This is a genomic window from Cellulomonas chitinilytica, assembly GCF_016862675.1.
GTDB lineage: Bacteria > Actinomycetota > Actinomycetes > Actinomycetales > Cellulomonadaceae > Cellulomonas > Cellulomonas chitinilytica.
Map to the genome: position 1 here is coordinate 360,665 of NZ_BONK01000002.1, position 20,827 is coordinate 381,491.

Consider the following 20,827-nt stretch of genomic DNA (forward strand, 5'->3'; position numbering starts at 1 on the left):
GAGATCGCCTGTGCCCACGCTCACGGGAAGCCGGTCTCCAACACCGATCCCGCTGATCACGACACGCTTGGTGGTGTGCGCGGCCGTGGGCTTTGCAGGGAGAGCTGCTGAGCACGGGGAGTCGGACCGATCACCGGGCCGGGGTGTTCACGCGCGGACGGCGGCCTTCCGTCGACGCACCAGCACCAGGTCGTCACGGTGGACGAGCTCGCGGTCGTAGCCGGGGCCGAGGTCGGCACGCAGGTCGGACGTGGTCCGGCCCAGCAGCCCGGGCACCTCGTCGGACGCGTACGCGACGAGACCACGCGCGACGACGACACCGTCCGGCCCGACGAGCTCGACCGGGTCGCCCGCCTCGAACGACCCTTCGGAGGCCGTGACCCCGGCGGGGAGCAAGGAGGTGCGCCGGTCGACCACGGCTCTGACGGCACCTTCGTCGAGCACCAGGCGCCCGTGCGCCTTCGCGGCGTGCGCGAGCCACAGCAGCCGGATGGAGGTGCGCCGACCGGTCGCCGCGAACCACGTGCCGACGTCGTCGCCGTCGAGGGCGGCGGCGGCCTGCGCGGCGGACGTCAGCACCACCGGCACACCGGAGTGGGTGGCGATCGCGACGGACTCCAGCTTGGTGACCATGCCGCCGGTCCCGACGGCGCTCCCCCGGGACGACACGTCGATGCCGTCGAGGTCCCGCGGCCCGTCGACCCGCGTGATGCGCTGGGAACCTGGGCGGGACGGCGGGCCGGTGTAGAGGGCGTCGACGTCGGTGAGGAGCACGAGCGCGTCGGCGTGCACCAGGTGCGAGACGAGCGCGGCGAGCCGGTCGTTGTCGCCGAACCGGATCTCGTCGGTGGCGACGGCGTCGTTCTCGTTGATGATCGGCACCACACCGAGATCGAGCAGCCGTGTCAGGGCCCGGTGCGCGTTGCGGTAGTGGCCGCGGCGGACGGTGTCCTCGGCGGTGAGGAGCACCTGACCGACCCGCAGGCCGTGGTCGGCGAACGCCTTCGTGTAGTGCGCGACGAGCAGGCCCTGCCCGACGGACGCGGCGGCCTGCTGCGTCGCGAGGTCGCGGGGCCGGGTGGCGAGACCGAGCGGGCCGATCGCGGCGGCGATCGCTCCGGACGAGACGAGCACGACCTGCCCGCCTGCGGCTCGACGTGCGGCGAGCACGTCGACGAGCGCGCGCAGACGGTCCGGGTCGAGCCGCCCGTCGGCGCTGGTGAGCGACGACGACCCGACCTTCACCACCACGCGGGCAGCCGACGGGAGCTGCTCACGCGAGTGCAGGGCGGCGGCGGTCACGACCGGCATTCTGCCCCGCGTGAGCCCCGAACCACGGCACCATCCGTTGCGCGGACGTCCATGCCGTCGCCGCGGAGCCCCGGCATCGATCTCAGCGGTGAGGGTCCGCGGGACGTCGTCCGGAGACGACGACGCCGCGCCGGTCCTCGAACCGGCGCGGCGTCGGGTGGTGCTCAGTCGCGGTCGGGGTCCGTCCAGACGCCCGACTCGCGCTCGGTCCACAGCTCGTCGCGGGCCGCAGCCTTCGCGTCCATGCGCTCCTTGTGCTCGTGCCGCTTCTCGCCACGCGTCGGGCGGCGGTCGTGGTTCTCGAGGCGCACGTCGGTGCCGCGCGGGCCGCCGAGGAGCTCGGACCCGGTGATCAGCGTCGGCTCCCAGTCGAAGACGACCGCGTTGTGGTCGGGCCCGATCCGGACCTCGTCGCCCGCGACCGCACCGGTCGCGAACAGCCGCTCCTCGACCCCGAGCCGCGCGAGCCGGTCGGCGAGGTACCCGACGGCCTCGTCGTTGGAGAAGTCGGTCTGCCGCACCCAGCGCTCGGGCTTCTCGCCGCGCACCGAGTAGTACACCTGGCCGCCGGACTCCCGCTTGGTGACGGTGAACCCGGCGTCGTCGACCGCCTTCGGCCGCAGGATCACCCGGGTGTTCTCCGGCTGCGGTGCGTCACGACGGGCCTGCGCGACGATCTCGGCGAGCGCGAACGTGAGCGGCCGCAGCCCCTCGTGGCTCGCGGTCGAGACCTCGAACACCCGCAGCCCGCGGGCCTCGAGCTCCGGCCGGACGAGCTCGGCGAGGTCACGCGCCTCGGGCACGTCGATCTTGTTGAGGACGACGATCCGGGGCCGCTCGGCGAGCGGCGTACGGCCGCCCTCGATGCCGATGTCGCCCGCGTACTGCGCGAGCTCGGCCTCGATGACGTCGAGGTCGGACAGCGGGTCGCGGTCCGGCTCCAGGGTCGCGCAGTCGAGCACGTGCACGAGCACCGCGCACCGCTCGACGTGCCGCAGGAACTCCAGCCCGAGCCCGCGACCTTCGGACGCGCCGGGGATGAGGCCGGGGACGTCCGCGACGGTGTACCGGGCGGACCCTGCCTGCACGACACCGAGGTTCGGCACGAGGGTCGTGAACGGGTAGTCGGCGATCTTGGGGCGTGCCGCGGAGATCGCGGCGACGAGGCTGGACTTGCCGGCGCTGGGGAAGCCGACGAGCGCCACGTCGGCGATCGTCTTGAGCTCGAGGATCACGTCGTGCGACTCGCCGGGCTCGCCGAGCAGCGCGAACCCGGGGGCCTTGCGCCGCGGCGACGCGAGGGCGGCGTTGCCGAGCCCACCACGTCCGCCGGGGGCCGCCACGTACTGCGCGCCGACGCCCACCAGGTCGGCGAGCACCTCGCCGTCGGGAGCCTTGACGACCGTGCCGTCAGGCACGCCCAGGACCAGGTCGGCGCCGGTGGAGCCGGAGCGGTGGTCGCCCATGCCCTGCGAGCCCGACGGGGCGTGCCGGTGCGGCAGGTGGTGGAAGTCGAGCAGCGTCGTGACCTGCGGGTCGACCTGGATGATCACCGACCCGCCGTTGCCGCCGTTGCCGCCGTCCGGCCCGGCGAGGGGCTTGAACTTCTCGCGGTGGATGGACGCACACCCGTGCCCACCGTCACCACCGGTCGCGTGCAGCACGACCCGGTCGACGAACGTCGCCACGGCATAGCCTCCTGAAAGATCGGTCGATCGTCCGTGAGCTCACGGCCGATCGTCACACGACGAAGGGGCGCACCGCACCGGTGCGCCCCTTCGTCTACTGCTGGTCTGTGGTCGTCAGCCCTCGACTGCGACGATGTCGATGACCTTGCGGCCACGACGGGTGCCGAACTCGACGGCACCGGCGGTCAGCGCGAACAGCGTGTCGTCCCCACCGCGGCCGACGTTGTTGCCGGGGTGGAAGTGGGTGCCGCGCTGGCGGACGATGATCTCGCCGGCCTTGACGACCTGGCCACCGAAGCGCTTGACGCCCAGGCGCTGGGCGTTCGAGTCGCGGCCGTTGCGCGAGGAGCTCGCGCCCTTCTTGTGTGCCATGACGAACCTGCTCTCTAGCTGTACGTGGGGTGCAACCGCGGGTGGCCCGCGGAGCGAGTTCAGTTGATGCCGGTGACCTTGAGGCGGGTCAGCTTCTGGCGGTGACCCTGGCGCTTGCGGTAACCGGTCTTGTTCTTGTACTTGAGGATGTCGATCTTCGGGCCCTTCTCGTCCCGCACGACCTCCGCCGTCACCTTCACCTTGGCCAGGGCCGCGGCGTCGGTGGTGACCTTCTCACCGTCGACGAGCAGCAGGGCCGAGAGCTCGACGGTCGAGCCGGCCTGCGCGGCGAGGCGGTCGACGACGACGACGTCGCCCACCGCGACCTTCTCCTGGCGGCCGCCAGCCTTCACGATCGCGTACACCACGTTGCTGCTCATCTCTGCTCGTCGAACTTCTCAGGTCGAAAATCTCGTCTGGTGCCCTGCCCGTACCCGCGCACATCCCTCTTCAGCCGGCTCTCGCCGGTTCCTTCGGGAGTTCGCGTCGGCACCGAAAGCGGCGGCACGCACGATCAGCGCGCACACGACGCGCCGACGTTCTAGGGTACGGACCCCGTGGCGCACGGTCAAACCTGGCGGCCCGCTCCCGGTGCGACGTGACGGAACGCACGTCCAGGAGGGAGCCGGTCGCCGGCGCAGGCGCGTGCCGGCCGGTCGACCGGCACGCGCCTACGCCGTCAGCCCTGCTCGGGGTCCTGCTCGTCGCCGCCGGTCGAGTGCCCCTCGGCCGGGTCGGCGTCAGGCCCGGCGTCGGCCTCGTCGTCGGCCGCTGCCTCGAAGACGTCGGCCGGGACCGGCGTCAGCTCGAGCTCCTCGACCGGCCCGTCGGCCTCGTCCGTGACGTGGAAGCCGGCGAACGCGGCGAGCACGTCGAGCTTGGGCGCTGCCGGAGCGCTCTCCTCGACGACCGCCGGCGCGGCGACGTCCGGCGCCGTCACGAGCACGGGAGCCTCGGCCTCGACCGGCGTGGCGTCCTCGACGGCAGCCGGAGCGGCCGTCGCGTGGTGCTCGTGCTCGTGCGCGTGTGCTGCGGCCGCCGCGATCGTCGCGAGCGTGGCCTTGACGGCCTCGCGCGCCTCGGGCAGGACCGGCACGCCGGCGTGCGGCACCAGCGCCACGGGCTCCTTGGCCCCGCCGCGCTTGCGACGCGACCGCTTGGCCTCGCCGTCGGCGACGGGCGCCGGCTGCTGCGCGGCCCCCGCGTCGGGACGGTTCTTCTCGATGGGCTCCTCGTGCACGATGAAGCCGCGCCCGTGGCAGTGCTCGCACGTCTCGCTGAACGCCTCCACGAGGCCCTGGCCGACCCGCTTGCGGGTCATCTGCACGAGGCCCAGCGACGTCACCTCGGCGACCTGGTGCTTGGTCCGGTCGCGGCCCAGGCACTCCACGAGCCGGCGCAGCACGAGGTCACGGTTGGACTCGAGCACCATGTCGATGAAGTCGATGACGATGATCCCGCCGATGTCCCGCAGCCGGAGCTGGCGGACGATCTCCTCGGCGGCCTCGAGGTTGTTCCGGGTCACGGTCTCCTCGAGCGTGCCGCCCGAGCCCGTGAACTTGCCGGTGTTGACGTCGACGACCGTCATGGCCTCGGTGCGGTCGATGACCAGCGAGCCGCCGGACGGCAGCCAGACCTTGCGGTCCATGCCCTTGGCGAGCTGCTCGTCGATGCGGTGCACGGAGAACACGTCCGTCTCCGACGTCCACTTCGAGACCTTCTGCGCGAGGTCCGGCGCGAGCTCGTCGATGTACGACGAGATCGTCGACCAGGCGTCCTGCCCCTGCACGACGAGCGAGCTGAAGTCGTCGTTGAAGATGTCGCGGACCACCCGGATCGCCATGTCCGGCTCGCCCTGCAGCAGGGCCGGCGACGACGCGGTCTTCGACTTCTTCTCGATCGCCTCCCACTGGCCCTGCAGGCGGGCGATGTCGGCGCGCAGCTCGTCCTCGCTCGCGCCCTCGGCGGCGGTCCGGACGATGACGCCGGCCGACTCGGGGACGACCTCGCGCAGGATCTTCTTCAGGCGGTTGCGCTCGGTGTCGGGGAGCTTGCGGCTGATGCCCGTCATGCCGCCGCCCGGCACGTACACGAGGTACCGCCCGGCGAGCGTGACCTGCGACGTCAGGCGGGCGCCCTTGTGGCCGATCGGGTCCTTCGTGACCTGCACGAGCACGGAGTCGCCGGACTTCAGCGCCTGCTCGATGCGACGCGGCTGACCGCCGTCGAGGCCCGCCGCGTCCCAGTTGACCTCACCGGCGTACAGCACCGCGTTGCGGCCCTTGCCGACGTCGACGAACGCGGCCTCCATGCTGGGCAGCACGTTCTGCACCCGGCCGAGGTAGACGTTGCCGACCATCGACGACTGCGCCTGGTTCGACACGTAGTGCTCGACGAGCACCCCGTCCTCCAGCACGGCGATCTGCATGCGGCCGTTCTTCTCGCGGACCACCATCGACCGCTCGACCGACTCGCGGCGGGCCAGGAACTCGGCCTCGCTGATGATCTGACGGCGGCGGCCCGCGTCGCGGCCCTCACGGCGGCGCTGACGCTTGGCCTCGAGACGGGTCGAGCCGCGCAGCGCGGTGACCTCGTCGCTCGCCGAGCGGGTGCGCGGCCGGTCGCCGCCGCCCTCGCCCGAGTCCGCGCGCGTCCCCCGACGACGGCGGCGACGGCGACGGCTCGAACCCGTGCCCTCTGCGGCGTCACCGTCGGTGTCGCCCTCGGCGCCCTCGTCGTCCGGCTCGTCCTCGGCGTCCTCGTCGGACTCCTCGGCCTCGGCGGTCTCGTCGCCCGCCTGGTCCGCGCGGGTCCGACGGCCACGGCCGCCACGACGACGACGGCGACGCGGCGCTCCCTGGCCCTCGGCCGTCTCCTCGCCCTCGCCCTCGTCGATGGCCGCGAGGTCGACGTCGTCCGCCTCCTCGTCGTCCGACGTCGGCGCGACGAGCTCGTCGGCCACCGCCTCGTCGACCGGGGCGCTGTCCGCGCCGCGACCACGACGGCCCCGGCGACGCGACGGGCGCTGCGCCGGCTGGGCGGCCTCGTCCTGCTCGGGCTCGGCGGGCTGCTCCTGCTCGCGGGCCGCGGCCTCCTGCTGCTCGCGCTCGATCCGGCGCGCCTCCTCGGAGATCGCCTCCGGGGAGCCGGCGCTGGCCTGCGCACGACGGCGCCGCGGACGGGCTGCCGCCGGGTCCGGCGCCTGGAACAGCAGCGCGGTCGTGGCGAGTCGGGGCATCCCGGTGCCCGAGGGGGCGTCGGTGGTGGTCGACGGCGTGGTGGTCGCGAGGGCCGCGCGCACGTCGAGCGTGGTCGCCGTGCCGGCGTCCTCGGTCGTCTCGTCCTCGACCGTCTCCTCGTCCGTGGCCTCGTCGGCGGCAAGCTCGACGACCGGCTCCACGACGGGCTCGACCGGGGCCGCGGCGGCGCGCGTGCCGGCGCGGCGACGCCGCGGGGCCTTGGCGGGCTCGGCCGCCTCGGGCTCGGCCGCCTCAGGCTCGGTGACCGGCTCGGCAGGCGCGGCCTGCGCCGCGGCCTCGGGGGCGGGCTCGACCACCACGGTGCGGGTCACGCGGCGGGACTTGCGCGCCCGGGGCGCCTCGGGGGCGGTCTCCTGCTGCGGGGCAGCAGCCTCTGGCGCGGCCGTCTGGGTCGCGACGGGCTCGCTCACGACGGGCGGGCTCACGACGGGCTCGGGGGCCGCGTCGGGCACGGCCGGAGCGGCCTCGGTGGCCGTCTCGGTGACGACGGGCGCGGGAGCGGCGGCGCTCCGCGAGGCCCGGCGGCGCCGTGCGGGTGCCGGCGCAGCCTCACCCCCGACCGTCGTCGTCGTTGCAGCGGTCTCAGGGGTGTTCTCGTGGGTCACGCGGGGTGCTCCTGGGTACCGGGGAGCCCCGCCCACACGCGGTGGTCCTCGGTCGGTCGGTCGTCACTCGCGCCCTCGGCGCGGTGACGGAAGTCGTCGGTCGTGGCTGCTGCACCCGGGTCGGCGCCATCGCCTGCCGAGTCTGCTCCGAGGCGGGTTCTGGAGGAACCCCTCGGACGACCGGGCGGCGGTCTGGCGCGCACGACGCGTTGATGCTGCGAGCTCAAGGGTCTCCGGGGCGGTGTGGGGCGCTCCGATGACCGCAGTCAGTATCGCACAGGGCCTCGCCGCCGGGGTGCGACGCGCACACCGGCGTGCCGTCACGGGGGTCGTCGGGCGGGTGTGACGAACGTCGTGGGATGACGACGCCCCGTCAGTACGCGGGACCTTGGTCCCAGGAGCAGACTGGTCTCGGTCCTAGCGTTCCCCCAGGTCCGCGACCGACCCGACCGATCGCGGCACCCTGACCGAACCGCTCGCACGACCCACGGGAGACGCACGTGGACGCCCTCGCTCTGGCCCGCTGGCAGTTCGGCATCACGACCGTCTACCACTTCATCTTCGTGCCGCTGACGATCGGGCTCGCCCCCCTCGTCGCGATCATGCAGACCGCCTGGGTCCGCACGGGCAACGAGCGATGGCTCCGCCTGACGAAGTTCTTCGGGAAGCTCCTGCTGATCAACTTCGCGATCGGCGTCGCCACCGGCATCGTGCAGGAGTTCCAGTTCGGCATGGCGTGGTCCGAGTACTCGCGCTTCGTCGGGGACGTGTTCGGTGCCCCGCTCGCGATGGAGGCGCTGGCCGCCTTCTTCGTCGAGTCGACGTTCCTCGGCCTGTGGATCTTCGGCTGGGACAAGCTGCCGAAGAAGATCCACCTCGCGTGCATCTGGGCGGTCGCGATCGCGACGAACCTGTCCGCGTTCTTCATCCTCGCCGCGAACTCCTGGATGCAGCACCCGGTCGGCACGATCCTCAACGAGGAGCGCGGCCGGGCCGAGATGGCCGACATCGGCGCCGTGCTGACCAACTCCACGCTCTGGGCGGCGTTCCCGCACACCATCTCGGCGGCGTTCCTCACGGCCGGCACCTTCGTCGCGGCGATCGCCGCCTGGTGGATGGTCAAGCTCGCCCGGCGGGGTGAGGGCGAGAAGGCCCGCGACGTGTACCGGCCGGCGATCACCCTCGGCGTGATCGTCATGCTCGTCTCGGGTGTCGGCGTCGCACTGTCGGGCGACCAGCAGGCCAAGCTGATGTTCGACCAGCAGCCGATGAAGATGTCGGCCGCCGAGGCGCTGTGCGAGACGACCGACGGCGGCGCGCCGTTCTCGATCCTCGCGATCGGCGACCTGACGGACTCGTGCGAGGGCGTCAGCCACGTCATCCAGATCCCGGGCCTCACGTCGTTCCTCGCGACCGGCGACTTCACCTCCCCGCTGCCCGGCGTCGAGGACCTGCAGCGGCAGTACGAGGAGAAGTACGGCTTCACGGACGCGAACGGCGAGCCGATCTCGTACCAGCCGAACCTCGCCGTCACGTACTGGTCGTTCCGGCTCATGATCGGGTTCGGCGTCGGCTCGGCCGCGCTCGCGCTCGTCGCCCTGTGGGTGACCCGCAAGGGCCGCGTCAGCAGCAGCGTGTGGGTCAGCCGCCTCGCGATCGTGGCGCTGGCGACGCCGTTCCTCGCGTCCTCGTTCGGCTGGATCTTCACCGAGATGGGCCGCCAGCCGTGGGTCGTCGCCCCGAACCCGAACCCGTCGGGCGTCGACGGGGTGTGGCTCCTGACCGCTCGCGGCGTCTCGACGGTCGCCGGCCCCGGCACGATCCTCACGTCGCTGATCGCGTTCACCGCCCTGTACGCGGCGCTGGCCGTCGTCTGGTACCGGCTCATGCACCGCTACACCGTCGAGGGCGTCGCGGACACCGAGAAGGACCCGAGCCCCGACAACCCCGCCAACCGGCCGGACCCGGACGACCCCACGTCGGCCGACCGCCCCCTGTCCTTCGCGTACTGAGAACGGAGGCGACGACCATGGAGCTCACGACCGTCTGGTTCGTGCTGATCGCCGTGCTGTGGACCGGGTACCTGGTCCTCGAGGGGTTCGACTTCGGGGTCGGGATGCTGCTCGGCATCTTCGGGCGGGGTCCGGACCGCGACAAGGAACGCCGCGTCATGATCAACACCATCGGGCCCGTCTGGGACGGCAACGAGGTGTGGCTGCTGACCGCCGGCGGCGCGACGTTCGCGGCGTTCCCCGAGTGGTACGCCACCATGTTCTCCGGCTTCTACCTGCCCCTGCTGCTCATCCTGCTGGCCCTCATCGTGCGGGTCGTGTCGTTCGAGTGGCGCGGCAAGATCGACGACCCGAGGTGGCGCGGCTGGGCGGACCGCGGGCTCATCGTCGGCTCGTGGGTGCCCGCGGTGCTGTGGGGGGTCGCGTTCGGCAACCTCGTGCGCGGCGTCGAGCTGGACGCGTCGCACCAGTACGTCGGCGGGTTCTGGGCGCTGCTCAACCCGTTCGCCCTGCTCGGCGGCGCGACGACGGCGCTGCTGTTCCTCACGCACGGTGCGGTGTTCCTCGCGCTCAAGTCCGGCGGCGAGGTCCGGGAGAAGGCCGGGCGGTTCGCAGCCCGCTGGTCGGTCGTCACGCTCGTCGTGGCGGGGGCGTGGGCCGTGTGGGCGCAGGTCGCGTACTCCGTCGCGTGGACCTGGGCGGCCGTCGTCGTCGCCGCCGGCGCGCTCGTCGTGCTGGTCGTGGCCACCCGTGCACGCCGCGAGGGCCTCGCGTTCGTCGCGTCGGCCGTCACCATCGTCGCCGCCGTGGTGCTGATCTTCGGGTCGATGTGGCCCGACGTGATGCCCGCGCTCGACCCCGCGAACTCGCTGACGGTCGACAACGCCTCGTCCACGCACTACACGCTCACCGTGATGACGTGGGTCGCCGTGGTCCTCACACCGCTCGTGCTGCTCTACCAGGGCTGGACGTACTGGGTGTTCCGCAAGCGCATCTCCGCGGAGCACATCCCCGACAGCGTCGGGCTGACGTTCGCCCGGTCGGGCACCGACGCGCGATGACGGGCGCCGCCGCGTGAGGCCGCTCGACCCGCGCCTGCTGCGGCACGCCCGCTCGGCGCGCGGGTACGTCGGCCTCACCGCGGCGCTCGGCATCCTCACGGCCGCGCTCGTCGTCGCGCAGGCGCTGCTCCTCGCGCGGGCGCTCGGCCGGGCCGTGCACGACGGCGCGACGCTCGACACGCTCGCTCCGCTCGTCGGCTGGCTCGCCGTCGTCGTGCTGGCACGCGCGGTCGTGACGTCGGCGCAGGAGCGCTGGGCGCACCGGTCCGCCACCCGCGCCGTGGGCGAGCTGCGGGAGGCCGTGGTGGCCCGCACGGTGGCGCTGGGCCCCCGCCGGCTCGCCGCGACCGGCGGCGCCGCGACCGTCACGCTCGCGACGCGCGGACTCGACGCGCTCGAGCCGTACTTCGTCCGCTACCTGCCGCAGCTGCTCCTGGCGGCGACGGTCACGCCGGGGACGCTCCTCGTGGTGCTCGGGCTCGACTGGGTGTCCGCCGCGATCCTGGTCGGCACCCTGCCGCTCGTCCCCCTGTTCATGGTGCTCGTCGGCCGCCTCACGGAGGGGCGCTCCGAGGCGGGCCTCGCGACCATGCAGCGGCTCGGCGCGCAGGTCCTGGACCTGCTCGCGGGCCTGCCCACCTTGCGGGCGTTCGGCCGCGAGCGCGGTCCCGCCGCCCGTGTGCACGCGCTCGGCGACGCGCACCGGCGCGCCACGATGGGCACGCTGCGGATCGCGTTCCTGTCGGGGATGGTGCTCGAGCTCCTCACCACGCTGGCCGTCGCGCTCGTCGCCGTCGCGATCGGGCTGCGGCTCGTGGACGGCGACCTCGACCTGGTCACCGGGCTCGCGGTCCTCGTGCTCGCACCCGAGGTCTTCTGGCCGCTGCGGCAGGTCGGTGCGCAGTTCCACGCCGCGGCGGACGGGGTCGCCGCCGCCGAGCAGGCCTTCGCGGTGCTCGACGCGCCCGCTCCCCCGACCGGGTCGCTGCCCGCTCCCGACCTGGCGACGACGACGGTGCACCTGCGCGAGGTCGGGGTGCGCACCGGCGACGCCCTGACGCCCGCCGGGCTCGACGTGACGCTCGCACCCGGGTCCGTCGTCGCGCTCGTCGGTCCGAGCGGTGCCGGGAAGAGCACCGCCGTCGAGCTGGTCCTCGGCCTGCTGCGGCCCGACGCGGGCACCGTCGTGCTCGACTCCCCCGGCGCGCCACCGGTCCCCCTCGGCGACGTCGACCTGCCGTCGTACTGGCGCCAGGTCACGTGGTTGCCGCAACGCCCGGTCCTCGAGCCGGGCACGATCGCGGACGTCGTGGGCGGTGCGTCCGACCAGGACCGGGACGCGGCGGCCACGCTCACCGGGCTCGACGCCGTCGTCGCAGCCGCACCCGACGGGTGGCGGACGGAGCTCGGTCGGGGCGGCGCGGGCCTGAGCCTCGGGCAGCGGCAGCGCGTGGCCCTCACCCGCGCCCTGCTGTCGGACGCACCGCTCGTGGTGCTCGACGAGCCGACCGCCCACCTCGACGCCGCCGGCGAGCAGGTCGTGCTCGATGCGGTGCGGCGGCTGCGGGAGGACGGCCGCACCGTGCTGCTCGTCGCGCACCGGGCGTCGCTCGCGGCCTGCGCGGACACCGTCGTCACGGTCCGGACCGGTGCGGCGGTGCCCGCATGAGCTCGCCCGGCGTGGCCCCGGCGGGCGCGACGGGCGCACCCCGCGGCACCCTGCTCCGCGCGGTGCGCCTGCTCGACGTCGACCGGCGCCGCCTGGCGCTGGCCGTGCTGCTCGGCACGCTCGCCCTCGGCTGCGCCGTCGCCCTCGCCGGCACGGCGGCCTGGCTCATCGCGCGCGCCTCCCAGATGCCGCCCGTGATGTACCTGACGGTCGCGACGGTCGCCGTGCGGGCGTTCGGCATCGGTCGCGGCGTGCTGCGGTACTGCGAGCGGCTCGTGTCGCACGACCTCGCGCTGCGCGGCATGACGACGCTGCGCACCACGCTGTACGAGCGGCTCGCGGCCGGCCGGCCCGACGCGCTCGTCCGCCTGCGCCACGGCGACCTGCTCGCCCGGGTCGGGGCCGACGTGGACGCCGTCGGCGACGTGGTCGTCCGGGGCCTCCTGCCCGCCGCCGTGGCCGCCGTGCTGGGCGTCGGCACGGTCGCCGCGATGTGCGCGTTCTGGGTCCCCGCCGGGCTCGCGCTCGCCGGCTGCCTCCTCCTCGCCGGCGTCGCTGCTCCGGCGCTCGCCGCCCGCGGTGCACGCACCGCCGAGCGGAGGGCGGTGCAGGCCAGGGCCGACATGACCGCCACGGCACTCGGGCTGCTCGACGACGCCGGTCCGCTGTCCGTCGCCGGGCGGGTCGGCACCGAGCTCACGGCGCTGCGGGACGCCGACGCACGGATCGCCGCCGCCACCGACGCCGGCGCACGACCCGCGGCGCTCGCGGCCGGGCTCGGGCAGGTCGCCGTCGGCGTGGCGGTGCTCGCCGCGCTCGTCACGGGTATCCCCGCGGTCGCCCGGGGTGCGCTCGCGCCCGTCGAGCTCGCCGTGATCGTCCTGACGCCGCTCGCCGCGTTCGAGGCCACCGGGATGCTCCCGGCCGCGGCGCTCCAGGTGCAGCGGTCCCGCGCCGCGGCCGCCCGCATCCTCGCGCTCCTCGACGCCTCCGGCGACCCGGCGCCCGAGCTGCCCCGCCGCCCCGCACCGGGAGCCGGTCTGGTCGCCCGGGACCTCGCCTGCGGGTGGCCCGGTCGCCCACCCGTCGTCACCGGCCTGGACCTCGACCTGCGACCCGGGCGCGCCGTCGCGCTCGTCGGGTCGAGCGGCGCGGGCAAGACGACGACCCTGCTGACGCTCGCCGGGCTGCTGCCGGCGGTGTCCGGCACGGTGGGACGCGACGACGACGAGGGCCCGCCGTCCCCCGACGTCGTCGTCGCGGCGCTCGAGGACGGTCACGTGTTCGGCACGACCGTCCTGGAGAACCTGCGCGTGGCACGCGGCGACGTCACGCCGACCGAGGCGCGCGCGACGCTGGGCCGCGTCGGCCTCGACCGCTGGCTCGCAGGCCTGCCCGACGGGCTCGACACGCTCCTCGGACCCGACGCGAGGACCGTCTCGGGCGGCGAGCGCCGACGCCTGCTGCTCGCGCGCGCCCTGCTGTCCCCCGCCCCGGTGCTCCTCGTCGACGAGCCCGCCGAGCACCTCGACCCGCAGACGGCCGACGCCGTGGTCGGCGAGCTGTTCGACGCCGCCCGCTCCGGCCGCCGCGCGGTCCTCGTCGTCACCCACCGGCTGTCCGCGCTCGCCGCCGCCGACGAGGTCGTCCTCCTCGGTGGCGGGCACGTCATGGCACGCGGCACGCACACCGATCTCCTGGCCCGCGTCCCGGGTTACCGTGAAGCCATCGAGCGTGAGACGGCCACCCGGCCGGGTCCGCCGCTCGGCACGGACGAAGGAGACACGCGTGCGGGAGACGCCGACGCCGCAGAGCCGGCAGATCGGGACCCCGTGGGCGGAGGGCGTCTTGTCTGAGGTCCAGCCGGAGCCGTCGCGCGAGGCCGGCGCCGGGGTCACGGAGCTGCTCGACGCGATCCTCGCCGTCGCCAGCGAGCTCGACCTGCCCGCGGTGCTCGACCGGTTCGTGCAGGTCAGCGCCCGGCTGACCGGCGCCCGGTACGGCGCGATCAACGTCCTCGACTCGCACGGTGCCTCCACGACGTTCGTCTACACCGGCATCCCCAACGCGGTCGCCCGGATGCTCGCGACCGCCCCCCACGCGCACGGCGTGCTCGGCCGCATCCCGCCCGAGGGCGTGCTCCGGCTCGAGGACCTCACGCAGCACCCCGCCTTCGGCGGCTTCCCCGCGAACCATCCGCCCATGGGGTCGTTCCTCGGTGCGTCCGTCCGCGTCGGGAAGCACGTGTACGGCCAGCTGTACCTGTCCGAGAAGGACGGCGGATTCACCGACGCCGACGAGCAGGTCGTCGTCGCGCTCGCCGCCGCCGCCGGGGTCGCCGTCTCGAACGCCCAGCTCTACGCCGAGGCCGCGCAGCGCGAGCACTGGCTGCGGGCCGGTCAGGACGTCACGACGATGCTGCTCGAGGGCGTCGACGAGGAGGAGGCGCTCGAGCACGTCGCCGCCACGGCACGCGAGGTGTCGCGTGCGGACACCGCGGCGCTCGCTCTGCCGGGCCTCGGCGGGACGCTCCTCATCGAGATGGCCGTGGGCCACCTGGCGCCCGACCTGGTCGGCACGATGATGCCCGCGGGCGGTCGCGCCGAGCAGGTGATGCTCGACAACAAGGGCATGATCGTCTTCGAGCCGTCGCAGTCCATCCGCACGGTCGTCCCGGAGCTGTCCGCGTTCACCTCCGCGATCTTCGCGCCGCTGCAGACCTCCGGCCGGGGCGTCGGCGTGCTCCTGCTCCTCCGGCTGGCCGGCAAGCCGCTCTTCGAGGACCGGGACCTCGCGACCGCGGAGTCGTTCGCCGCGCAGGCCGCTCTCGCGTACGTGCTCGCCGAGGCCCGGCACGCGCAGGACATCGCGTCGCTCCTCGACGAGCGCGAGCGGATCGCCCGCGACCTGCACGACCTCGCCATCCAGCAGCTCTTCGCGACCGGCATGCAGCTCGAAACCGTCCGGCGCCGCGCCGCCCGCGGCGTCGACCCGAGCGAGCTGCTCAGCATCGTCGACGAGGCCCTCGACAACGTCGACGGCTCCGTCCGGCAGATCCGCGAGATCGTCTTCAAGCTCCGCGACCCCGACGCCGCGACGGGCCTCGTCGAGCGGCTGCGCCGCGAGTCGTCGCTCGCCCGCACCGGCCTGGGCTTCGCGCCGTCGGTGGTGCTCACCCTCGACGGCGCGCTCCTCGACACCGGCGCCGAGGACGACGACGGGCTCGACGAGGACCGGATGGACGACCGGGTGGGTCACGCGCTCACGGACGACGTCGTCGCCGTCGTCCGCGAGGGGCTCGCCAACGCCGCCCGCCACGCGCACGCGAGCTCTGTGACCGTGCACGTCGCGGTCGACGGCGTGGGCGCCGACGGCTCCGTCGTCGTCGACGTCATCGACGACGGCGTCGGCATGCCGGCGACCCGGGACCGCGCGTCGGGCACCGGGAACCTCGCCTCACGCGCGCGCCAGCACAGCGGCTCGTTCTCCCTCGGCGCGCCCGCCACGGGGACGGGCACCCACCTGCGCTGGACCGCACCCCTGGGCTGAGCCCCGCTGCGACGGCGGGTCAGTGGCCGGGCTCGGCCCGCCAGCTGCTGTGCTTGCGGGACGCGACCCACGCCGCGACCTGGGTGCGACGCTGCAGGCCCATCTTCGCGAGCAGCGACGTGATGTGGTTCTTCACGGTCTTCTCGGCGACCCCGAGGCGCTCGGCGATCTCCCTGTTCGACAGGCCCTCGCCGATCAGGTCCAGCACCCGGAGCTCGCTGGGGGTCAGGTTCTCCGTGGGGTCCTCGTGCCCGGCCCGGCGACGGGTCACCGTGCGGTCGTCGAGGAGGGTCCGACCGGCGGCGACGGCACGCACCACGTCGGTGATCTCCGCACCGCGCACCGTCTTCAGCAGGTAGGCCGCCGCCCCGACGTCGAGCGCGGCGGCCACGGCGTCGTCGTCGTCGAAGGACGTCAGGACGATCGCGCGGACGTCCGGCAGGGTCTCGCGGACCCCGCGGATCAGGTCGATGCCCGTGCCGTCGGGAAGCTGGAGGTCCGCGAGGAGGACCTGCGGCCGGACCAGGCCGGCGCGGCGCACCCCGTCACCGACGGACCCCGCCTCCGCGACGACGGTCATCCCGTCGGCACGTTCGATCACCTCGGCGATCCCCCGTCGCACGACCTCGTGGTCGTCGACGATCATCACCGTGATGGGGCCGTTCTTCGCGGACGAGCTGAGCGCTGGCACGTTCGCATCGTATCCGGGGCCGGTGTCTCCGCCCTGCTCAGCGCGCGGGAGCCGTGCCCGGCGGGTCGTGGCATCGTGCTCGGGTGACTCTCGTGCTGCTGCCCACCACCCTCGACGAGGACCCCGCGCTGCCCGACGGCGTCCGGACGCTGCGCTACCGGGTCGACGGACCCTTCCCCGACGACGCCCTCGACGCGGACGTGCTCGTGACGTGGGGCAACGGGCGGCGCAACCTCCGCGACGCCGCGACCCGGCTGACCCGCCTGCGCTGGGTGCAGACGCTCGCCGCCGGGCCCGACACCGTGCTCGACGCCGGCTTCGGCCCCGACGTCGTCGTCACCTCCGGGCGCGGGCTGCACGACGGGCCGGTCGCCGAGCACACCCTCGCCCTCGTCCTCGCGTGCGCCCGCCGCCTGCCCGACCTCGTGCGCGCGCAGCAGGAGCACCGGTGGGCCGCCGAGCTCGGCGGCATCCAGCAGGTCCGGGCCGACGAGTTCCGGTCGCTCGCCGGCGCCCACGTGCTGATCTGGGGGTTCGGGTCGATCGCCGGCAGGCTGACCCCGCTGCTCTCGGCGCTCGGCGCGCAGGTCACGGGGGTCGCGACCCGGTCCGGCGAACGGCACGGTCGCCCGGTCGTCGCGGCGCAGGACGTCGCCTCGGTGCTGCCCGGCACGGACGTGCTGATCAACCTCCTGCCCGCGACGCCGCAGACCCGCCACGCGGTCGACGCCGCCGTGCTCGACGCGCTGCCCGCGCACGCCTGGGTCGTCAACGTCGGCCGCGGCGCCACGCTCGACGAAGCGGCCCTGCTCGACGCGGTGCGCGCCGGCCGGCTGGCCGGCGCCGCCCTCGACGTGTTCGAGGACGAGCCGCTGCCCGCCGGCTCACCGCTGTGGGACGAGCCGCGGATCCTGGTCAGCCCGCACGCGGCGGGCGGGCGGCCGCTCGGTGCGGGTGCGCTGCTCGCGGAGAACGTCGCAGCGTTCCTCGACGGTCGCCCGCTGCGGAACGTCGTCGCGCGCTGAGCGTCACCAGTGGCCCCTGCGGGGCCGCGGCTGGCACACCGGGCACGTGTACGACGAGCGGTTCATGAACTCGTCCCGCCGCACGGGCGCCCCGCAGCGGGGGCACGGCCGGCCCTCCTGCCCGTAGACGGCGAGCGACCGGTCGAAGTACCCGGAGGCGCCGTTGACGTTCACGTACAGGGCGTCGAAGCTCGTGCCGCCCTGCACGAGCGCCTCCGCCATGACGTCGTGCGCGCCGTCGAGCGCCCGCTCGGCCTCGGCGCGTCGCAGCGTCTCCGTGGGGCGGGCGTAGTGCAGCCGGGCACGCCACAGGCCCTCGTCGGCGTAGATGTTGCCGATCCCGGAGACCAGCGTCTGGTCGAGCAGTGCACGCTTGACGCCGGTCCTCCTGGCCCGCAGCGCGGCGACGACGGCCTCGCGGTCGAGGACCGGGTCGAGGAGATCGCGGGCGATGTGCGCGACGGGCGCGGGGACCGCCGGGACGTCCGCGCCGAGCCCACCGGGCAGCCCGTCCGCGGTCGGCACCAGGTCGGGCACGGACAGGTGGCCGAACGTGCGCTGGTCGACGAAGTCCAGCGACGACCCGTCGTCGAGCGCGATCCGGACCCGCAGGTGCGGGTGGTCGACGAGCTCGTCGGGGCTCTGCCGCACGAGCAGCTGCCCGCTCATGCCCAGGTGCGCGAGCAGGGCGTCGTCGCCGTCGTCGAGCAGCAGCCACACGAACTTGCCGCGCCGCACCGCCGCGTCGAACCGCCGTCCCGTCAGCCGCCCCACGAAGTCGAGCGGCCCCTCGACGTGCCGGCGCACGCTGTACTCCCGGTGCACGTCCACCCTGGTGACGCGACGACCCAGCACGTGCCGGGCGAGCCCGTCACGGACGGTCTCCACCTCGGGGAGCTCGGGCATCAGGACGCGGCGTCGGCGTGCTGCGCCTCGAGCGACCGGTAGGCGTCGGCCGCGGCCTTCTGCTCGGCGAGCTTCTTCGCCGGCCCGACACCCGTCCCCCGCCGTTCGGCGGCGATGACGGCGTGCGCGGTGAACGTCCGGGCGTGGTCCGGACCCTCGCCGATGACCTCGTAGCTCGGCGCGCCGAGCCCGAGCGCCGCGGACAGCTCCTGCAGCGACGTCTTCCAGTCGAGACCCGCACCGAGGTCGGCCGCCGCCGTGAGCGTCGGGCCGACGAGCCGGGCCACGACCCCCCGGGCGGGCTCGAGCCCGTGGCACAGGTACACCGCGCCGAACAACGCCTCGAGCGTGTCCGACAGGATCGAGTCCTTGTCCCGGCCGCCCGTGCTGAGCTCGCCCTTGCCGAGGAGCACGTACTGGCCGAGGTCGAGCGTGCGGGCCACCTCGGCGAGCGCCCGCTGCGACACGGTCGCGGCCCGCATCTTCGCGAGGTCGCCCTCCGGCAGGTCGGGGTGGGTCCGGTACAGCGACTCCGTGACGACCAGCCCGAGCACGGTGTCGCCGAGGAACTCGAGCCGCTCGTTCGTCGGGATGCCACCGGCCTCGTGCGCGAACGACCGGTGGGTCAGGGCAAGCACGAGAAGCTCGGGGTCCAGGTGGACCCCGAGCTTCTCGACGAGCTGTTCCGCCGCGGCACTCATGCCGGCGTTCCGGTGCACGGGTGCGTCACGGCGTCGGAGGTGCTGCTCAGGCCTCGTGCTCGCTGCGCACGGCCTCGGCGTAGCGACGACCGTTGTAGGCACCGCACGACGGGCACGCCGTGTGGGGCTTCTTGTCGGCCTTGCACTGCGGGCACGCGCTGAGCGTCGTGGCAGTGGTCTTCCACTGCGACCGACGCGCACGGGTGTTGCTGCGCGACATCTTGCGCTTCGGAACCGCCACGGCTAGCTCTCTTTCGTCTCGTCGACCTGGCTCGCGAGGCTGCCCAGAGCGGCCCAGCGGGGGTCAAGCGTCTCATGCGAATGGTCAGGGTCGTCCGCCAGGCGAGCTCCGCACTCGGAGCACAGACCCGGGCAGTCGGGGCGGCACAACGGCTGGAACGGCAGAGCCGGCACGACCGCGTCCCGCAGCGCGGGCTCGAGGTCGACCAGGTCGCCCTCCAGCTCGCGCACGTCCTCCTCGTCGTCGCCGTCCTCGACGGCGACGGCCGCGCGCTCGGGGTAGACGTAGAGCTCCGTGAGGTGGACGTCGACGTTCTCGACGACCTCACCCAAGCAGCGCACGCACTCCCCGACCGCCTGGCCCCGGACGGATCCGGACACCAGGACCCCCTCCATGACCGCCTCGAGCCGCAGATCCAGCTCGACGTCGGTGCCGGTGGGGATGCCGATCACGTCGGTACCGAGATCCTCGGGGGCGCCTTCCGTGAGCTGCACGGTCCGCGTCGATCCCGGACGTCGGCCGAGCTCGTGTGTGTCGAGCACGAACGGCGAACGGGGATCGAGGTGAACAGGGCGATGCACGGCCGGTCCCCTCATCAGATCTCGGTCCACGCCATGACCAGCAGGACCAACCGCCAACTCTACGACACCCTCGGGTGCCACCCAAAATCGTGCCACGTCGCTCCGGTCACACGCCGGACGCGTCCTCCAGCCGGCCCGCGAGCTTCGCCCGACCGGCCTGCACCTGGCTGAGCACCTTGCCGAGGTCGATCTCGAAGTCCGCCAGCCGACGGTCGCAGTAGTCGTCCGCGTCGCGCCGCAGCCCGTCCGCGACCTGCTCGGCCTCCGCGACGATCTCCTGGGCCCGCAGGCGGGCGTCCACGACGACCTGCTCGGCGTCCACGAGGGCCGCTGCCCGCTCCCGGGCGTCCGCGAGGATCCCGTCGGCCTCGGCCTGCGCGGCGGCCCGGGCCGCGTCCGCGTCGGCCAGCACGGCGTCCGCCTGCGTGATCTGCGTCGGCAGCACGTCGCGCGCCTGGTCCACGAGGTCCAGCAGCTCGGCGCGGTTGACGAGCACGGACGACGACATCGGCATGGCACGCGCGTGCGCCACGGCCGAGCCGATCGCGTCGAGCACGCCGGTCAACCCCTCGGGACGGGTCGTGGGTTCCTGGTCGGTCATCGTCAGCTCCTCGTCGTCGCGCGCGCGAGCGCGTCCCGCACGGCCTCGGCGACACCTGCCGGCACGAGGTCGTCGATCGGCCCGCCGTACCGGGCCACGTCCTTGACCAGCGACGACGCGACGTGCGCGAGCGCCGGGTCCCCCACCACGAATACCGTCTCGACGGTCGACAGGTGGCGGTTCATCAGGGCCATCGGCAGCTCCGCGTCGAAGTCCGCGCCGCTGCGCAGCCCCTTGACGACGGCCGCCGCGCCGACCCGCCGGACGAAGTCCGCGAGCAGCCCGTCGACCGCCTCGACCCGCACGCCCGGCAGGTCCGCGAGCGCCTTGCGGGCCAGCGCGACCCGCTCGTCGGAGGTCAGCAGCGCGGTCTTCGCGGAGTTGCGGGCGACGCCGACGACGACCTCGTCGAACATCGACGCCGCACGTCGCACGACGTCCACGTGGCCGAGGGTGATCGGGTCGAAGGACCCCGGGCAGACGGCGATGGTCACGTCGCCAGGGTAGGCCAGGCGCTGCCGAGCGCCTGCGGACGCCGCGCGTGCGCCGGTCGT

The 20,827-nt window shown here is 74.1% G+C and carries 18 protein-coding genes; 6 read left to right on the top strand and 12 right to left on the bottom strand.

Going from position 1 to position 20,827, the window contains the following annotated elements; translation table 11 throughout:
• Window positions 1-147 precede the first annotated feature (147 nt).
• The 5 genes from proB to Cch01nite_RS04170 form a co-directional block, all read right to left on the bottom strand.
• The gene (proB, locus tag Cch01nite_RS04150) at window positions 148-1,311 is read right to left on the bottom strand and encodes a glutamate 5-kinase (RefSeq protein WP_203748943.1); all 1,164 of its coding nucleotides are present in this window, start codon (window positions 1,309-1,311) and stop codon (window positions 148-150) included.
• 164 nt (window positions 1,312-1,475) lie between these two features.
• On the bottom strand, window positions 1,476-2,999 hold the full coding sequence (gene obgE / locus Cch01nite_RS04155) for a GTPase ObgE (RefSeq protein WP_203748945.1): 1,524 nt from the start codon (window positions 2,997-2,999) through the stop codon (window positions 1,476-1,478).
• A 114-nt stretch (window positions 3,000-3,113) separates the two neighbouring features.
• Window positions 3,114-3,371 (bottom strand): 50S ribosomal protein L27, encoded by a 258-nt coding sequence (gene rpmA / locus Cch01nite_RS04160; protein WP_203748947.1) that lies wholly within the window; start codon window positions 3,369-3,371, stop codon window positions 3,114-3,116.
• A gap of 59 nt (window positions 3,372-3,430) precedes the next feature.
• Window positions 3,431-3,739 (bottom strand): 50S ribosomal protein L21, encoded by a 309-nt coding sequence (gene rplU / locus Cch01nite_RS04165; RefSeq protein ID WP_203749192.1) that lies wholly within the window; start codon window positions 3,737-3,739, stop codon window positions 3,431-3,433.
• Between the two features lie 311 nt (window positions 3,740-4,050).
• Complete coding sequence (locus Cch01nite_RS04170; RefSeq protein ID WP_203748949.1) at window positions 4,051-7,236, bottom strand: ribonuclease E/G; 3,186 nt, start codon at window positions 7,234-7,236, stop codon at window positions 4,051-4,053.
• 500 nt (window positions 7,237-7,736) lie between these two features.
• Here Cch01nite_RS04170 and Cch01nite_RS04175 point away from each other — a divergent pair, with 500 nt between their 5' ends.
• The 5 genes from Cch01nite_RS04175 to Cch01nite_RS04195 are packed head-to-tail and all read left to right on the top strand — an operon-like array spanning window position 7,737 to window position 15,527.
• Window positions 7,737-9,248, top strand: coding sequence for a cytochrome ubiquinol oxidase subunit I (locus Cch01nite_RS04175; RefSeq protein ID WP_203748952.1), 1,512 nt, complete (start codon window positions 7,737-7,739; stop codon window positions 9,246-9,248).
• A gap of 17 nt (window positions 9,249-9,265) precedes the next feature.
• Window positions 9,266-10,309, top strand: a complete 1,044-nt coding sequence (cydB, locus tag Cch01nite_RS04180; protein WP_203748954.1) for a cytochrome d ubiquinol oxidase subunit II — start codon at window positions 9,266-9,268, stop codon at window positions 10,307-10,309.
• A 13-nt stretch (window positions 10,310-10,322) separates the two neighbouring features.
• The gene (gene cydD / locus Cch01nite_RS04185) at window positions 10,323-11,978 is read left to right on the top strand and encodes a thiol reductant ABC exporter subunit CydD (protein WP_203748956.1); all 1,656 of its coding nucleotides are present in this window, start codon (window positions 10,323-10,325) and stop codon (window positions 11,976-11,978) included.
• Window positions 11,975-13,834: a thiol reductant ABC exporter subunit CydC gene (cydC, locus tag Cch01nite_RS04190; protein WP_203748958.1), complete on the top strand. Its 1,860-nt coding sequence runs from the start codon at window positions 11,975-11,977 to the stop codon at window positions 13,832-13,834. The genes cydD and cydC overlap by 4 nt, the downstream gene beginning before the upstream one ends.
• Window positions 13,827-15,527, top strand: coding sequence for a GAF domain-containing sensor histidine kinase (locus Cch01nite_RS04195; RefSeq protein ID WP_239069850.1), 1,701 nt, complete (start codon window positions 13,827-13,829; stop codon window positions 15,525-15,527). Before cydC ends, Cch01nite_RS04195 begins: the two co-directional genes overlap by 8 nt.
• Window positions 15,528-15,546: 19 nt before the next feature.
• On the opposite strand, the gene Cch01nite_RS04200 is transcribed toward Cch01nite_RS04195, so the two are convergent.
• Window positions 15,547-16,173 carry a response regulator gene (locus tag Cch01nite_RS04200; protein ID WP_203749195.1) on the bottom strand — a complete coding sequence of 209 codons (627 nt, stop codon included), beginning with the start codon at window positions 16,171-16,173 and terminating at the stop codon, window positions 15,547-15,549.
• Window positions 16,174-16,301: 128 nt separating this feature from the next.
• Between Cch01nite_RS04200 and Cch01nite_RS04205 the strand changes: the two genes are divergently transcribed.
• Window positions 16,302-17,243, top strand: coding sequence for a phosphoglycerate dehydrogenase (locus tag Cch01nite_RS04205; protein WP_239069852.1), 942 nt, complete (start codon window positions 16,302-16,304; stop codon window positions 17,241-17,243).
• Between the two features lie 3 nt (window positions 17,244-17,246).
• Here Cch01nite_RS04205 and mutM read toward each other — a convergent pair whose 3' ends face one another.
• From mutM to coaD, 6 genes are all read right to left on the bottom strand, one after another.
• Window positions 17,247-18,149: a bifunctional DNA-formamidopyrimidine glycosylase/DNA-(apurinic or apyrimidinic site) lyase gene (gene mutM / locus Cch01nite_RS04210; RefSeq protein ID WP_203748962.1), complete on the bottom strand. Its 903-nt coding sequence runs from the start codon at window positions 18,147-18,149 to the stop codon at window positions 17,247-17,249.
• Window positions 18,149-18,850 carry a ribonuclease III gene (rnc, locus tag Cch01nite_RS04215; RefSeq protein ID WP_203748964.1) on the bottom strand — a complete coding sequence of 234 codons (702 nt, stop codon included), beginning with the start codon at window positions 18,848-18,850 and terminating at the stop codon, window positions 18,149-18,151. The genes mutM and rnc overlap by 1 nt, the downstream gene beginning before the upstream one ends.
• 46 nt (window positions 18,851-18,896) lie before the next feature.
• A complete protein-coding gene (gene rpmF / locus Cch01nite_RS04220; RefSeq protein ID WP_203748966.1) occupies window positions 18,897-19,091 on the bottom strand; it encodes a 50S ribosomal protein L32 in 195 nt (64 codons plus the stop codon).
• A 2-nt stretch (window positions 19,092-19,093) separates the two neighbouring features.
• Entirely contained in the window at window positions 19,094-19,687 is a 594-nt protein-coding gene (locus tag Cch01nite_RS04225) for a YceD family protein (RefSeq protein ID WP_203749202.1), read from the bottom strand.
• A gap of 91 nt (window positions 19,688-19,778) precedes the next feature.
• A complete protein-coding gene (locus Cch01nite_RS04230) occupies window positions 19,779-20,273 on the bottom strand; it encodes a hypothetical protein (protein WP_203748969.1) in 495 nt (164 codons plus the stop codon).
• 2 nt (window positions 20,274-20,275) lie between these two features.
• On the bottom strand, window positions 20,276-20,767 hold the full coding sequence (gene coaD / locus Cch01nite_RS04235; protein WP_203748972.1) for a pantetheine-phosphate adenylyltransferase: 492 nt from the start codon (window positions 20,765-20,767) through the stop codon (window positions 20,276-20,278).
• Between the last annotated feature and the right edge of the window lie 60 nt (window positions 20,768-20,827).